At 61.7% G+C, this 15,064-nt stretch carries 17 protein-coding genes; 4 read left to right on the forward strand and 13 right to left on the reverse strand.

Annotation, left to right across the window (positions count from 1 at the left end; all coding sequences use genetic code 11):
• Position 1: 1 nt before the first annotated feature.
• From D109_RS0131075 to D109_RS0131105, 6 genes are all read right to left on the reverse strand, one after another.
• Positions 2 to 1,651, reverse strand: coding sequence for an AMP-binding protein (locus D109_RS0131075; RefSeq protein ID WP_017480354.1), 1,650 nt, complete (start codon positions 1,649 to 1,651; stop codon positions 2 to 4).
• A gap of 868 nt (positions 1,652 to 2,519) precedes the next feature.
• The gene (locus D109_RS0131080) at positions 2,520 to 3,131 is read right to left on the reverse strand and encodes a LysE family transporter (RefSeq protein ID WP_017480355.1); all 612 of its coding nucleotides are present in this window, start codon (positions 3,129 to 3,131) and stop codon (positions 2,520 to 2,522) included.
• Between the two features lie 74 nt (positions 3,132 to 3,205).
• Complete coding sequence (locus tag D109_RS0131090) at positions 3,206 to 3,997, reverse strand: AraC family transcriptional regulator (RefSeq protein WP_026078339.1); 792 nt, start codon at positions 3,995 to 3,997, stop codon at positions 3,206 to 3,208.
• Between the two features lie 80 nt (positions 3,998 to 4,077).
• On the reverse strand, positions 4,078 to 4,548 hold the full coding sequence (locus D109_RS0131095; protein WP_017480357.1) for an arsenate reductase ArsC: 471 nt from the start codon (positions 4,546 to 4,548) through the stop codon (positions 4,078 to 4,080).
• Positions 4,549 to 4,561: 13 nt separating this feature from the next.
• Positions 4,562 to 5,845, reverse strand: coding sequence for an arsenic transporter (locus D109_RS0131100; RefSeq protein ID WP_017480358.1), 1,284 nt, complete (start codon positions 5,843 to 5,845; stop codon positions 4,562 to 4,564).
• Between the two features lie 18 nt (positions 5,846 to 5,863).
• Complete coding sequence (locus D109_RS0131105) at positions 5,864 to 6,220, reverse strand: metalloregulator ArsR/SmtB family transcription factor (RefSeq protein ID WP_017480359.1); 357 nt, start codon at positions 6,218 to 6,220, stop codon at positions 5,864 to 5,866.
• Positions 6,221 to 6,397: 177 nt separating this feature from the next.
• Between D109_RS0131105 and D109_RS0131110 the strand changes: the two genes are divergently transcribed.
• The 3 genes from D109_RS0131110 (at position 6,398) to D109_RS0131120 (ending at position 7,689) form a co-directional block, all read left to right on the forward strand.
• The gene (locus D109_RS0131110; RefSeq protein ID WP_003212603.1) at positions 6,398 to 6,613 is read left to right on the forward strand and encodes a hypothetical protein; all 216 of its coding nucleotides are present in this window, start codon (positions 6,398 to 6,400) and stop codon (positions 6,611 to 6,613) included.
• Positions 6,614 to 6,685: 72 nt separating this feature from the next.
• Positions 6,686 to 7,381: an AzlC family ABC transporter permease gene (locus D109_RS0131115; RefSeq protein WP_017480360.1), complete on the forward strand. Its 696-nt coding sequence runs from the start codon at positions 6,686 to 6,688 to the stop codon at positions 7,379 to 7,381.
• The gene (locus D109_RS0131120) at positions 7,378 to 7,689 is read left to right on the forward strand and encodes an AzlD domain-containing protein (protein WP_017480361.1); all 312 of its coding nucleotides are present in this window, start codon (positions 7,378 to 7,380) and stop codon (positions 7,687 to 7,689) included. The genes D109_RS0131115 and D109_RS0131120 overlap by 4 nt, the downstream gene beginning before the upstream one ends.
• A gap of 123 nt (positions 7,690 to 7,812) precedes the next feature.
• On the opposite strand, the gene D109_RS0131125 is transcribed toward D109_RS0131120, so the two are convergent.
• Positions 7,813 to 8,073: a hypothetical protein gene (locus D109_RS0131125; protein WP_017480362.1), complete on the reverse strand. Its 261-nt coding sequence runs from the start codon at positions 8,071 to 8,073 to the stop codon at positions 7,813 to 7,815.
• Between the two features lie 109 nt (positions 8,074 to 8,182).
• On the opposite strand from D109_RS0131125, the gene D109_RS0131130 reads away from it, so the two are divergent.
• On the forward strand, positions 8,183 to 8,536 hold the full coding sequence (locus D109_RS0131130; RefSeq protein ID WP_003212599.1) for a hypothetical protein: 354 nt from the start codon (positions 8,183 to 8,185) through the stop codon (positions 8,534 to 8,536).
• Positions 8,537 to 8,677: 141 nt separating this feature from the next.
• Here the strand turns inward: D109_RS0131130 and D109_RS0131135 are convergent, their stop codons facing one another.
• From D109_RS0131135 to modA, 6 genes are all read right to left on the reverse strand, one after another.
• Positions 8,678 to 9,382, reverse strand: a complete 705-nt coding sequence (locus tag D109_RS0131135; protein ID WP_017480363.1) for a YoaK family protein — start codon at positions 9,380 to 9,382, stop codon at positions 8,678 to 8,680.
• Between the two features lie 82 nt (positions 9,383 to 9,464).
• The gene (locus D109_RS0131140) at positions 9,465 to 11,099 is read right to left on the reverse strand and encodes an ABC-F family ATP-binding cassette domain-containing protein (protein ID WP_017480364.1); all 1,635 of its coding nucleotides are present in this window, start codon (positions 11,097 to 11,099) and stop codon (positions 9,465 to 9,467) included.
• Positions 11,100 to 11,243: 144 nt separating this feature from the next.
• Positions 11,244 to 12,272 (reverse strand): DNA topoisomerase IB, encoded by a 1,029-nt coding sequence (locus D109_RS0131145; protein ID WP_017480365.1) that lies wholly within the window; start codon positions 12,270 to 12,272, stop codon positions 11,244 to 11,246.
• A gap of 204 nt (positions 12,273 to 12,476) precedes the next feature.
• Positions 12,477 to 13,556, reverse strand: coding sequence for a molybdenum ABC transporter ATP-binding protein (gene modC, locus D109_RS0131150; protein ID WP_026078340.1), 1,080 nt, complete (start codon positions 13,554 to 13,556; stop codon positions 12,477 to 12,479).
• A 5-nt stretch (positions 13,557 to 13,561) separates the two neighbouring features.
• Entirely contained in the window at positions 13,562 to 14,242 is a 681-nt protein-coding gene (gene modB, locus D109_RS0131155; RefSeq protein ID WP_017480367.1) for a molybdate ABC transporter permease subunit, read from the reverse strand.
• Positions 14,243 to 15,010, reverse strand: a complete 768-nt coding sequence (modA, locus tag D109_RS0131160) for a molybdate ABC transporter substrate-binding protein (RefSeq protein WP_017480368.1) — start codon at positions 15,008 to 15,010, stop codon at positions 14,243 to 14,245. It abuts the gene before it with no gap.
• Positions 15,011 to 15,064 lie beyond the last annotated feature (54 nt).

Consider the following 15,064-nt stretch of genomic DNA (forward strand, 5'->3'; position numbering starts at 1 on the left):
GTCACGCCGTGGCCGCCTGGGCCTTGGCAATTTCCTGATTACGCAAAATGAAGCGTTGCAGCTTGCCGCTCGGGGTCTTGGGCAGCTCGCTGACAAATTCGATTTCCCGTGGGTACGAATGCGCCGCCAGGCGCTTGCGCACGTGCTGGCGCAGCTCTTCGGCCAGGGCCGGCTCGGCGCGGTATTGCTCGCTGAGCACCACAAAGGCTTTGACGATCTCCGTTCGTTCCGGGCATGGCTTGCCCACCACCGCGGCTTCCACCACGGCCGGATGCTCGATCAATGCACTTTCCACATCGAAAGGGCCGACTCGATAACCGGAGGTGGTGATCACATCGTCACTGCGCCCGACAAAGCTGATACTGCCGTCGGGGTTCAACTCCACCGTGTCGCCGCTGAGGTAGTACTTGCCGACGAAAGCCTTGGTCTTGACCCCGTCGTAGCCGGCGAACCAGCACATCGGCGATTGTTCGCGGTCGATGGCGAGGATGCCCGGCTGGCCGGCAGTCAGTTCCTGATGGTTGTCGTCCAGTACCACGATGCGGTGGCCTGGCGAGGCAAAGCCGGCGGAACCCACGTGCACCGGGTGTTCCAGGCCGTGGTGGTTGCACAGCACCATGCCCAGTTCAGTCTGGCCGTAATGGTCATGGATGGTCACGCCGAGGTTGTCGGCGAACCAACGGATCACTTCCGGGTTCAAGGGCTCGCCGGCGCTGCTGACAATGCGCAGCCTGCCCTTGATCGACTTGGCGAACTGCTCGCCGCCGGCAATCAGCAGGCGATAGGCCGTGGGGGAACCGGTGAGGTTGGTAATCCCGTATTTGTTGATGACGCGGCACGTGCTTTCGAGGGTGAACGGGCCATCGTAGAAGGTGATCGGGTGGCCCATGGACAAGGGACCGGTCACGCCGAAATAGATGCCGTAGGCCCAGCCCGGGTCGGCGACGTTCCAGAACGCGTCTTCGGGGCGCAGGTCGACGGCGTCGCGGGTGTAGCTCTGGAACGCGACGATTGCCTTGAGCGGCACGGCCAGGGCTTTCGACGGGCCGGTGGTGCCTGAGGTGAACATCAACAGGAACGGGTCTTCGGCGCCCAGCAATACGGGTTCGCAGAGGTTGGAATAGTTGGGCAGTTCGGCCCAGAAGCTGAAATCGCCGCGCACGATGCCTTCGCCGTTGGGGCCGGCGACGGTGACAATGGTTGGGCAGTCGGCCACTTCATTGAGTTTGGGGCGGTTCACGGCGTCAGTGACCACCAATGCTGCGCCGGAGCTGTTCAGGCGATGTTCGATGGCCTTGGGGCCGAAGGCGGTGAACAGCGGCTGATAGACCGCGCCGATGCGCCAGGTGGCGAGTACCACTATCAGTAACTCGGCGGTGCGTGGCAGGAGGCCTGCTACCTTGTCACCGCGCTTTACGCCCTGGGCCAGGAGGAAGTTGGCGAAGCGTGCGGCCTGGTCCTGCAATTGGGTGAAGGTGACGGTGGCGCTGCGGCCGTCCTTGCCCTCCCAGAACAGCGCGATGCGGCCGGGTAAGGCGTGACGGTCGCAGCATTCGACGCAGGCGTTGAGGGCCTGCAGGTTGCCCGACAAGGCGGTTTCGACGGTGAGTTGGTAATTGAACTGGGTGATGGCAGCCGAGTAATCACGCATCGCTTCAAATCCCTGTGTTTTTTTATTTTCAGGATGGGTACGTAGACCGGTGAAATAGTCGCTCTAGAGCGGTGGGTGGGCAATGGTCAAAGCTTTCAACTTGGTTGACTGGTTTGGCCAATGAGGGGGCTTTTTTTGGGTTGTGTGTGTATCCGTTATTTAGGTAACGGCCGCTGTTGGTTCCGCCCTTACGGCGGCTCACTTTTGAAAAGCGCAAAAGTAAGCAAAACGCTCTTGCCCCACCACTCGGCACCTCGCCTAGGCTCGGAGTGCCCTCACTCCGGCTTTGGACCGTGGGCCGCCGCGATGGGCCATCCTTGGCCCAGCGCGGCTAACCCGGCGTCCTGCCGGGTTACCCACGCTCCAAAGCCTGCGTTCGGCCAGCGTGGTTTAACGGGGCGCCTAAGATCAAGATCAAAAGCAAGAGCACAGCGGCCTACCGGCCGGCTTGAGTGTTGTAGAGCAAAATCAAAAGCTAAAGCGGGCACGGTCCAAATGTGGGAGCGGGCTTGCTCGCGAAGATCGTTAACGATGACGAGGGCATTCTGGATGAACGCGGCGCTCTCAGGTTTTTCGCGAGCAAGCCCGCTCCCACAGAAAAGCAGATCGGTTTTCGCTCTGGATCTTGCCCCTGCTTTTAACACTAAAGCCGGCCGGTAGGCCGCTGTGCTCTTGCTTTTGATCTTGATCTGACTGCCCCAATAAGCCCGAGGGAACACCGAGACCCAGCGAGGTGCCGACAGGCTGGGCAGAGCGTTTTGCTTACTTTGGGCTGGGCCGGCATTCCGGCTTTTCCAAAGTGAGCCGCTGTAAGAGCGGAACCATAGGCGGCCGTTACCTAAATAACCGATATGTACTCAATCCCCCCTCAAATCGCCCGCAAAGCCAGAACCGCCAGATACAGCAGCACCACACCGCAAGCGCCATAGCTAACCCTCTGCCACATGGGCGACGCATTCTGGCGCAACAGGTTAACCAACGCCGCAATCAAAAAGCACGAAAGCACCGACGCCACCATGAACCCCGCAAAAAACATCAACGTCTGCCCATGGCTCGGCGTCGCCCCGACTATCCCCGACAGCGCGCTGCCCAAGGCCCCCCAATAAACAATGTTCTTCGGATTGGCCAGGGAAATCGCGGCCCCCACCATCAGCGCATTCTGCCCGGACCTGGCCGGCGCACTGTCGGATTCCGGCAGCCGCCAGGCATCCATCAGGCTGCGCACCCCGAGCCACGCCAGATACAACCCGCACACCGCCGTCAGCGGCACCCGCACCGACTCATGCTGGATCAACAACGCCATGCCGGTCAGCCCAATCACCGCCCACACGGCGTCGCCCACCAGCGAGCCAACCTGTACCAACAACGCCGGCGTAAACCCGTGCAATAGCCCACGGCGCAGGGTTTCCGCCAGCACCGCCCCCGGAGACAGGCAAAACACAAAACCAAACACCAGCGCCGAAAAAAAGATCGTCAACATGCCTGCCTTCCTTCAATGGATGGCCGGTAGTTTGGGGGAGGGTGAAGAAGTCGTCTTGAACCAGATTGCGCTTTTCAGCCCTTGAGCACGCTTTGATAGCGACCGGGGGTAATGCCGTAGGCCGCACGAAAATGCCGGTTCAGATGGCTCTGATCGGCGAACCCGAGGGCGTGGGCCACTTGCGACGCCGCCACGCCTGAGCGCAACAGCCCTTTGGCGCGACGAGTGCGCAGTTGCATCGCCCACTGGCGCGGACTCAGTCCGGTTTCTTTCTGGAAGGCTCGCAGCAGATGGAATTTCGACAGGCCCAGCTCGTCACCAAGGGTATCGAGTGCCACCGCCTGGTGCAGGTTTTCTGCCAGCAACTCCTGAGCCTTGATCACCAGCCCGCGACCCACCGCTGTGCTGCCAGGCAGGCGCACGCCGCTGCAACTGACCACCTCGCCGAGCAGCACCACCAAGGCTTCCTCACTCAGCTCCCGGGCGATCGGATCGGCACTCAGCGAACCTTCAATCGCACCGGCCAGTTTCATCGCCAGCTCCGGCTGGAAGCACAGCGAACGGTCGAACTCCAAGTGTGCCAGACCCAGGTCAGCCGCCAATTGATCGGCAGTCGCATACAGGCTGACAAACCGCCACGGCCGCCCCTCGGCTGCGCCGCCGCCCTGAATCTGTCCGGGGTTGTACAAGGTAATGCTGCCGGGGCCGGCTTCGAACGTGCGGCGGTCCAGCCACACCTGTTCCTCGCCGAGCAGGTTGACGCCGATCACGCATTCATCATGGCTGTGGCGGGCAAATGTCAGGCCGGTGCACGATGTGCTGCTGACTTCGTAGTTGCCCAGCCAGGCGTGCTGCATGGAACTCATTGAGGGGGCTCGCAGTGACGGTTACCCGCGAGCATACGCCGGAAAAGGGCTTCAGATCGACTACTCGCCAGGCTCTTCGGTTACAACGCGGCGATGCGATCAAGTTCGGCCTTGAGTTCAACGGGGCTCAGGCTGGCGAACGGAATCTCGAAAAAAGCTCGGCAGCGCCGTTCAATGATTGCCAGGGTGTCGCGGAACGCGGCGTCGACCTGGACTTCATCGCCTTGAACATCCGACGGATCCTCCAACCCCCAATGCGCCTTGATGGCCGGGCCGAAATACACTGGGCAGGCTTCCCCGGCAGCCTTGTCGCACACGGTGATGACGAAGTCCGGCGGGCTGCCTTCAAAGGCGTCGTTGCCCTTGCTGTACAAACCTTCGGTGCTGATGCCGGCGGCCTTCAGGGTGGTCAGGCTGCGGGGCAGCACTTGGCCCTTGGGAAAGCTCCCGGAGCTGATGGCCTGGAAACCTTGCGGCGCCAGATGGTTGAACAATGCTTCCGAGAGAATGCTGCGGCAGCTGTTGGCGGTGCACATGAACAGGACTTTCATCAAACGGACTCCGTCAGAAACTCAGGCGCAGGGCGAGGGCGGCGAGGGTGATCAACAGCACCGGCAAGGTCAGCACGATCCCGACCTTGAAGTAGTAACCCCAGGTGATGCTGATGCCTTTGCGCGCCAGGATGTGCAGCCAGAGCAAGGTGGCCAGGCTACCGATGGGGGTGATTTTCGGGCCGAGATCGCTGCCGATCACGTTGGCGTAGATCATCGCGTCCTTCACCACGCCCACGGCGTGGCTGGCCTCGATGGAGAGCGCGCCGATCAGCACGGTCGGCAGGTTGTTCATCGCCGAAGACAGCAGGGCGGTCAGCACGCCAGTGCCCAATGCCGCGCCCCACACGCCGTAACCAGCGAAGGTGTCGAGCCAGGTCGCGAGGTAGTTGGTCAGCCCGGCGTTACGCAGGCCGTAGACCACCAGGTACATGCCCAGGGAAAAGATCACGATCTGCCAGGGCGCTTCCTTCAGCACCTTGCGGGTGGAAATCTTGTGGCCCTTGGCGGCGATCACCAGCAGCAAGGTGGCGCAGGCGGCGGAGATCGCGCTGATGGGAATGCCCAGCGGTTCCAGGGCAAAACAGCCCACCAGCAGAATGCCCAGTACCCACCAGCCGGCGAGAAACGTCGCACGGTCGTGGATCGCACTGGCGGGATCGTCGAGGTCTGCCGGGTCGTAAGTTTGCGGAATATCGCGGCGGAAAAACCACATCAATACCGCGAGGGTCGCGGCGACGCTCACCAGGTTCACCGGCACCATCACGGCGGCGTATTCGTTGAAGCCGATCTTGAAGTAGTCGGCCGATACGATATTCACCAGGTTGGAGACCACCAGTGGCAGGCTCGCGGTGTCGGCGATAAACCCGGCGCCCATGACGAACGCCAGGGTCGCCGCCGGAGAGAAGCGCAACGCCAACAGCATCGACATCACGATGGGCGTGAGGATCAGCGCCGCGCCGTCGTTGGCGAACAACGCCGACACCAGCGCGCCCAGCAGCACCATATACGCGAACAACCGCCGACCGCGTCCACGGCCCCAACGTGCCACATGCAAGGCGGCCCAGGCAAAAAAGCCTGCCTCATCCAGCAGCAGGCTGATGACGATCAGCGCAACGAACGTCCCGGTGGCGTTCCAGATGATGTGCCACACCACCGGAATATCCGCCAGGCTGATAACGCCACACGCCAGCGCCAGGATCGCGCCCATGGTGGCGCTCCAGCCGACGCCCAGGCCCTTGGGCTGCCAGATGACCAGGATGATGGTGAACAGAAAGATAGCAACGGCAACAAGCATGAAAAGCTCTCCGCAGGATCAGCAGCAGGCGCTGGCCCGTTGTGGTCGGTCGCCCATGGTGTCCAGACGCTGGGCGTCTGTGTTTAACCAGGCTTGGTTGGCTTGCAGGGTGACGTCGAGCACCGCCGTCACCCACTCAGGTAATACAGGATTGAGGCGGTAATAAATCCACTGGCCCTGGCGACGGTCCAGCAGTAACCCGCAACTGCGCAGCTGCGCCAGGTGGCGGGATATTTTCGGCTGGCTGTCATCCAGAGCATGGATCAATTCGCACACGCAAAGTTCGCCTTCGCGCAGGATTAACAGCGTCACCCGAGCTCGGGTGGCGTCGGCCAGGCACTTGAAGACGTTGGGCGGGGAGAAAAGATCTGACATGGTCAGCGCCTTGAAACATATGGAAATACGAATATACGGATGTCCAGATGTTTTGGTCAAATCTTGTTTCGATTGATCTACGTCAATGGCCCGGCAATCGACGACAAGTGGTTGAAATTAAACTGAAACACAAATGTCCTAAAGTGCCTGCCCATTGGTGATGAAGGAAGAAAACGTGTGACCCGTGCCACTCGCAACCTGCGCAAGACCCTGGATTCCGTCGCGGACAATAACGAAACCGCGGCCTTTGACCTGATGCGCGCCGTCGAAAAGCTCAGCGATGAAGTGCTGCGCCAGCGCCTGCTCAATACCATCCACCGGCTCAACCAGGACGCCCACGAACTGCGCGAAGCCCGGGATGCGGTGGAGCGGGTGTCGGTCAAACTGGCCTGAGCACGATCGTTCAAGACAATCCCTGATACCGCTGGCATGCTTGTCGACTGACTGTCGATGAGCCTGTTGTGTATGCCTGACGCCCTGCCTCTAAACGCCTTTTCCCGTGGCGCGATTGCGATCATCCCGTTGTCCCTGGCCTGTGCGCCCTGGGGATTGCTGGCCGGTTCCACCGCAATTGATGCCCAATTCACCCCGCTGGAAGCCCAAGGGCTGTCGACCATTGTGTTTGCCGGTGCCGCCCAACTGGTGGCCATCGGTATGGTCAAGAGCGGCGCCAGCCTGATTTCGATCCTGCTGACCACCTTGCTGCTGACCTCACAGCATTTGCTCTATGGCATGCACATGCGCCCCACGCTGTCGCCGCTCAAACCCAGGTGGCGCATGAGCCTGGGCTTTTTGCTGACCGATGAATTCTTCGCCCTGGTCAGCCAGTATGACCGCCAGACCTTCAACCGCTGGTACGCCCTAGGCGTCGGCCTGACGTTCTATATCATCTGGAACCTGTTCACCTTCGCCGGCATCGTGCTTGGTAAAAGCATTCCCGGGCTGGATCAGTTGGGCCTGGAGTTCTCGATTGCCGCGACCTTTATCGCTTTGATCACCCCCGTGGTGCGCGACGTGCCAACCATCGTCTGCGTCGCCGTGTCGTTGCTGTGCTCGGTATGGCTGAGCTACCTGCATTGGGAGTCGGCCGTGGTGGTGTCCGGTGTGCTGGGGATGAGCGCGGGGTTTGCCTGCAAGCGGCTGGGAGTAGGGCAACCATGATCTTCGTGATGATTTTTGGCATGGGTTTGATCGTGTTTCTCAACCGCTACCTGTTCATCGAACCGCGTTTGCCGGTGCGCCTCAATCGCGGAGCGCGGGAGTTTCTCGGGTTTGCCGTGCCGGGGATGCTCACCGCCATCTGCGGCCCGATCATTTTCCTGGCCGACCACACGCTCAACCTGAGCCTGGGCAACCCTTACCTGCTGGCCGGGGTGTGCGCCGTGGCGTTGATGTTCTGGACCCGCAGCGTGCTGATCACCGTGTTGTTGAGCATGGCGCTGTTCTATCTGTTCCGCTGGCTGCTCTGAAATACAGGCAAAAAAAAGCCTGCGGGAGGGCAGGCTGGAAGGGAGACTTCTTAAAAATGAGCCTGCCGACTATAGGCGGCAAGGTCTCCCCTCACAGTGAAAAAAAGTTCATGAATCTGTCAGCTATTCAGCAACCGGGCTGGCGGGCTTCTTGTTGGCTTTGGCCTCGGCCGCCAGGCATTCCAGGGCAAACTGCTCGGTGTAGGTCATCTGGATCGGGGTGCTTTCGCCCTTGACGGTGCGTTCGCCATCCAGGATGTAGCGGATGCGCTTGTCGGTCACCCCGATGCGTTTGGCGATCCACGAAGGCGTTTGGCCGATGCGGCTGATCAGCTTGTCGGCGTAGTCGGTGGAGGGGTTGTAGCGCTCGGCGTTGGGTGTCATGGGGGGTCCGGGTAAAAGCGGGTTCGTAAGTAGGCGGCAGGGTGACGCAATTATCATTCGGTGTCGCCTGCTAATGGTACAGTCGCGTTTTTTCCAAGGAAGCTTCGGTATGCGGATGGTGGTAATTGGCGCTTTGGTACTGGCATCGCTGGCCGGTTGCGCGGGCTCGAAGATGAAAGAGGCGCGTACCGGTACGCCCTATAAAACCCTGGCCTCGGACAAGGCACCGTTGGTGGTTGCCCAATGCATCCAGTTCGGCTGGCAGGACGAAGCGGTATTCGGCGTGGACGCCGGTGGCTTTATGGAGCCTGCACAGGCCGGTGGCTTCACCATCTACACCACGGCGGGTGATTACTTTGTCGACGTGCGCAGCGCTGGCGCGGGTGCCAGCGTCAACTATTATGCTGCCCAGGATGACTACCCGGCCAAGCGTCGTCTCGCCGCACTGGCGACGTGTCTGTAATCGGTTGCGTTAGAAAAATTCAGAAATGCCCTGCGGACAGCTTCGCGGGCATTGTTTTAGTATTTTCCCGCTCGCCCGGCGTGACGGCTCTTTACCGGCACATGGACGTCGAGGCCGGAACGTTGGGCGGGCAACTCTTTTCTAGCGTGGCATATACCCCAGGTGCCAGCGCCGGGGAATCTTCAGCGACACCAGCCCCAACAGCGCCGACAGCACCCCGCTGACCAGCAGCGCACGAATCCCCATCTGATGTTCCAGCAATGCACCGATCACCGCACCGGCAAACATCCCGGCCCAGGGGATCAGCTGCACGCGCCAGCCATTGCGGCGTTCACCGAGCATCCAGCGGCCCAGCCCGCGACCAAATCGCGACAGCGCACCTGTGACATAAGTAAGCCCCACCGGCAATCCGTTTACCTCTTCGACGGCGGCATTCAGCATGCCCATGGCGATGATCGCCGCCAGCAATGCCGGCAGTAGATCGTCGAACGGCCAGGCGGCGGCCCCGCACAGCAGGGTCGCGATGCACAGCAACAAAGGCAGGGCATGGCGCCGGCTGATGCGGCTGACCATCACGCCCAACGCATTCCCGGCGATAAACGTCGCCACCAACAGCGTCAGGCGCGCGGAGAGGCCCAGGTCGCCTTCGCTGATCGCCACGGCGAGGCGCGTGGTGTTGCCGCTCATGAACGAGACAAAATCCCCGCTGGCCATGAAACCAATGGCGTCGGTCATGCCCGCCAGCACGGAAAGGCTGGCCACCAGCATCAGTCCGACACGCCCGCGCCATTTGTGGCGATGCAATAAGGCGGCATTGGTGTAGGGCTTCAAGGATGAAGGCAGCATGGGGCCGTGTTCCGCGGTGAGATTATCCGGCCACTACCGTAGGACGCTTTGCGTTCGGCTGCAATGACCTGGCGCAGACCTTTCACACCGATTCCAGGCGCCAGCCCTTCGCGTGCCATGTCAGGGTGTGGCTGGGCTTGAGTGCATCAAGAAATGCCGCGTCATGGGACACCGCAATCATCGCCCCGGTAAACCCCTGCAATGCCTCCTCAAATGCGATCACCGACTGCATGTCCAGATGGTTGGTCGGTTCGTCCAGCAGCAACAACTGCGCCGGCGTTTTGCGCCACAAGGCAATCGCCATGGCCGCCTTCAGGCGTTCGCCGCCACTGAGCCGCGCCACGGGTTGCGTGACCCGCAAGGCATCCAGTTGCAGCAAGGCCAGGCGCGTGCGCAGTTCGCCCTCGGCCAGCGGGGTGTCGAGCAGATTGAACTGTTGGACGATCGAGCGCTGGTCGTCCAGCAGCGCCAGATGTTGATCGATATAGGCCGCCGGCACATGCACCGTGCACTCGCCGCTGACCGGCTGCAACTGACCCGCCAGCAGCTTGAGCAAGGTGGATTTGCCGCAACCGTTCGGCCCGTGGACTGCCACTCGCATGGGGCCCATCAGGGTGGCACTGAGGAAAGTACTGGGTTGCTGCGGATCCAGCCAGGGCAACTGCGTATGCTCCAGGCTCAACACCTGGCGACCGCAGGGCACTGCCGTGCCGGGCAACGCCAGCAGCGTTGGTGTTTCATCCACCACCTGTTCGTAGGCTTTGCGCACGCGCTCATCCAACTCGTCCTTGTGTTGCTGGTGAGCACTGCGCACGGTGCTGACGATTTCGGTCGCGGCGCCTTTCCAGCGGGCCTTGGTGAAGCGGTCGACGTTCGCCGTTTCGGCGTGCTTGCGCGAGCGCGCGGCATGGCGCTGGATGTCATCGTTGCTTTGCTTCAGGCGCTTGCTTTCACGGCTGCGCTCCAGACGGGCGTGATCGAGCGTCGCTTGGGCGGCGTGTTGTTCGGTCTCGCGTTGGGCGTGAAAAGCGGCGTAGTTACCGCCGTAGACCTGGATGCCCAACGGTGACAGCTCGACGATTCGCTGCATGCAGTTGAGCAGTTGCCGGTCATGGCTGACCACGATCAACCCGCCACGCCAGTCAGCCAGAATGCCCAGCAGCCACTCGCGGCCTTGGCTGTCCAGGTGATTGGTGGGCTCATCGAGAATCAGCAGTTGCGGGTTGGCTAACAGTGCGCCGATTACCGCCAGGCGCGCCAGTTGGCCGCCACTCAACGGGTCGGCGCGATCCTTGAAACCGACCTGCTGCAAGCCCGCCTCGTCCAGCGCCTTGCGCAGGCGCTCGGCCAGGTCCCAGCGGTCATCGATCAGTTCGAGGTCATCGGCGTGGGCTTCACCACGGGCCAGGCGATCCAGGGCGGAGAGTACCTCGGCGGTCCCGGTGGTTTGTGCGACCGTTTGGCCGGGAAAAAGGCTCAACGTCTGCGGGACATAAGCCAGCCTGGCGCAGGTCTCAAGCGTGCCGGAGGAGGGCGCCAGCCGGCCGGCAATCAGTTTGGCGAGCACACTTTTGCCCGCGCCATTACGCCCCACAATACCGGTGGAGGTGCGATCAAAAGACAGGTTCAGGTCGTCCAGCAGGGTTTCGCCATTGGCGAATTGGAAACACACGTGTTGCAGGGAAACGAGTACAGGCAGCCGTTTGACGTCAGTCATCAGCACCTCCAAAACAATGTGGCACAAGCCAACAAGCGCGTCAGGCGGCTCGTTGCGTTTACATGTTGGAAGGCTTAGTTGTTCACGTCAGCGGTCATCCCGGGATCAGAAAGGACGGGCAGGGTAACGCACTTTGGATTTTCCCTACAAGCGTTCGGCCAGTTGCTCCAGAAACATCGCCAACCCCACTTCCTCGGCTTTCAGGCCTTTGCGCACCCTTGGCTTGGGCAGCTTTGCCAGCTCGCCCAGGCTGAAATGCTCCAGCACGGCCGGGTGGATATAGCACTTGCGGCACACCGCCGGGGTGTTGCCCAGTTGCTTGGCGACATTCTTGACCATCTCCACCACATGCTTCTTGGCGTCGGACTCCGGCTGCCATTCAAGCTCACGCAATACCGCCAACGCCAGAGCACTGCCGGCCCAGGTGCGGTAATCCTTGGCGGTAAAATCCGCACCCGTCAGGGTCTGCAGGTAGGCATTCACGTCGGTGGAGCTGACCGTATGGCGCTCGCCGTTCTCGTCCAGGTACTGGAACAGGTTCTGCCCCGGCAACTCCAGGCAACGCTTGATCACCGTGGCCAGGCGGCGGTCCTTGACGGTGATCTGGTGCTCGATGCCGCTCTTGCCGCGAAACTGGAACAGGATCTCGCTGCCCTTGATGTCCACATGGCGGGTGCGCAGGGTGGTCAGGCCGTAGGAACGATTGTCCCGAGCGTACTGAGTGTTGCCGACGCGGATCAGGGTGGCGTCGAGCAGCATCACCACCGTGGCCAGGACCTTCTCACGATTGAACCCGGGCGCCGCGATCTGCGCTTCCAACTGCTTGCGCAATTTGGGCAGCGCGCTGCCGAACTGTTGCAGACGGGAATATTTATCGGTGTCACGCACTTCCCGCCAGCGCGGGTGATAGCGGTATTGCTTGCGCCCCCGGGCATCACGGCCGGTCGCTTGCAGGTGGCCGCGCGGGTCGGCGCAGATCCACACATCGGTGTAGGCCGGCGGCACCGCGAGGGCGTTGATGCGTTTGATTTCGTCGGCATCGGTTATGCGGGTGCCGTCGGCCTTGAAGTACTGGAACTTGCCCCGCAGCTTTTTCCGGGAGATCCCGGGTTGGGTGTCGTCAACGTAATGCAGGTCGCGGGGCAAGTCGGCAAGCAACGCAGGATCGGGCATGGCGCAAATTCCTTGGCAGGTATTTCTGATTGACCGCAGGGTTTTGCGGTCGTGCCAACAAGTTTGCTCCCCCGTAGCAGCTGTCGAGCACCAGCGAGGCTGCATTAGCAGCACCTCCATTAACCAGCCAGGCGCTGAACCGAGGCGCGCCTGACGCAGCCTCGCTGGGGCTCGACAGCTGCTACGGGACGGGGTGTCGGGCTGTCAGGCCAGTACCGCCACCGCCTTGATCTGCGCCCACAACGTCTGGCCGGGATGCAGTTGCAACTGGTCCCGTGAGTAGCGGGTGATGCGCGCCAGCAGCGGCGTGCCGGCCGCATCCAGGCTCACCAGCACATGGGCTGCGTTGTCCGCAGGAATCTCCTGGGTCACCGTCACCGGCAGGCGATTGAGAATGCTGCTGTGTTCCTCGGCCTGCAGGCTGAGGCTGACGTCCCGCGCCTGGATCTTGAAGCGCAACGGTTTGCCCAGCGCCAGCGGTGCATGGGCCACGCGCATCTGCAATTGGCTCGCGGGCAGTTGCAGGGTCAGCAACTGGTAATGCTCATCGTAGGCGCAGACCGTACCGTTGATCACCACGCCGGCATCGTCGCCCAAGGCCATGGGCAGGTCGAGCCGAGCCAGGGTTTCGCCGATGGGGCCGCTGGCCAGGGCCTTGCCGTCGCTGAGCAACACGATGTGATCAGCCAGGCGGGCCACTTCGTCCTGGGCATGGCTGACGTACAGCACGGGGATCTCCAGCTCGTCGTGCAAACGTTCAAGGTACGGCAGGATTTCGCTTTTGCGTTTGCTGTCCAGCGCCGCCAATGGTTCGTCCATCAGCAACAGGCTCGGGCTGGTGAGCAGGGCGCGGGCGATGCCGACGCGCTGGCGTTCACCGCCGGAAAGGTGCTGCGGATGGCGGTCCAGCAGGTGGCCGATGCCCAGCAGCTCGGTGGCATGGGCCATCTCCACCCGCCGCTGCTGGCGCGGGATGCGCTTGAGGCCGAATTCCAGGTTGGCCAGCACCGACAAATGCGGGAACAGGCTGGCTTCTTGAAACACGTAGCCCAGGGCGCGCTTGTGGGGTGGCACAAACATCCCTTTGCGGCTGTCTTGCCAGACTTCGTCGTTGATTTGCACGAAGCCCTCTTCAGCCCGTTCCAGCCCGGCGATGCAGCGCAGGCAGGTGGTCTTGCCGGAGCCGGAATGACCGTACAGCGCCGTCACTCCGCGACCGGGCAGTTGCAGGTCGACGTCCAAGGCAAACCCGGAGTACTTCAGTTGCAGGCGCACCTCGATCATCGACATCAGCTCCAGCCCGCTTTGGTTTTACGGCTGGAGTAGAGCGCCAGCAACACCAGGAAAGAAAACACCACCATCGAGCCGGCCAGCCAGTGGGCCTGGGCATATTCCATAGATTCGACGTGGTCGTAGATCTGCACGGAGACTACCCGGGTCTTGTCTGGAATATTGCCGCCGATCATCAGCACTACGCCGAACTCACCGACGGTGTGGGCAAAGCCGAGAATCGACGCGGTGATAAAACCCGGGCGCGCCAGGGGCAGGATCACGCTGAAAAAAGTGTCCCAGGGATTGGCCCGCAAGGTGGCGGCCACTTCCAACGGTCGAGTGCCGATGGCGGAGAAGGCGTTTTGCAACGGCTGCACCACAAACGGCATGGAATAGATCACCGAGCCAATCACCAGCCCGGCGAAGCTGAAGGTCAGAGTGCCCAGGCCCAGCCATTGGGTGAACTGGCCGAAGTAGCCGTTGGGCCCCATGGTCAGCAGCAGGTAGAAGCCGATCACGGTGGGCGGCAACACCAGCGGCAAGGCCACCACCGCGCCGATGGGGCCGCGCCACCAAGAACGGGTGCGCGACAGCCACAGAGCGATCGGAGTGCCGATGATCAGCAGGATGACCGTGGTCAGTGACGCCAACTTCAGGGTCAACCAGATCGCGGAAAAATCGGCACTCGACAGCGGCATTTACAGCTCGTACCCGTAGGACTTGATCACGGCGGCGGCTTTCGGACCTTTCAGGTATTCAACCAGGGCCTTGGCGGCGGCGCTGTCCTTGCCCTTGTTGAGGATTACCGCATCCTGCTTGATCGGGTCGTGCATCGACGACGGCACGATCCAGGCGGAACCGCTGGTGACCTTGCCGTCCTTGTAGATCTGCGACAGCGCTACAAAACCCAGCTCGGCATTGCCGGTGGACACGAACTGATAGGCCTGGGTGATGTTCTGGCCTTCGACGATCTTGTCCTTGACCTTCTCGGTCAGGCCTTCCTTCGCCAGTACCTGGGTGGCGGCCAGGCCGTAAGGCGCGGCTTTCGGGTTGGCGATGGACAGGTGCTGGAATTGGTTTTTCTTCAGCACTTCGCCCTTGGCATCCACGTAGCCTTCCTTGGCGGACCACAGCGCCAGGGTGCCTACTGCGTAGGTAAAGCGCGAGCCTTTGACGGTGTCGCCTTCGGCTTCGAGTTTCTGTGGGGTGGTGTCGTCGGCGCTGAGGAACACTTCAAACGGCGCGCCGTTCTTGATCTGGGTGTAGAACTGGCCGGTGGCACCGTAGGCGGCGACCAGCTTGTGGCCGGTGTCTTTTTCAAAGTCGGCGGCAATTGCCTGGATCGGGGCGGTAAAGTTGGCGGCCACGGCCACCTGGACTTCATCGGCATTCGCCGAGGAAAAGGCAAACGCGGCGATCAGGGTGGCGAGGGCCGTGGGGGCCAGGCGTGAGGCGCGAATCATCATCAAGAAGCTCCTTGGGGGTTACCGACTTTGCGGCTTGTTATAGGCAGAGGGGGC

Origin of the sequence: Pseudomonas sp. PAMC 26793 (assembly GCF_000313235.1) — a bacterium.
GTDB classification, from domain to species: Bacteria; Pseudomonadota; Gammaproteobacteria; order Pseudomonadales; family Pseudomonadaceae; genus Aquipseudomonas; species Aquipseudomonas yamanorum.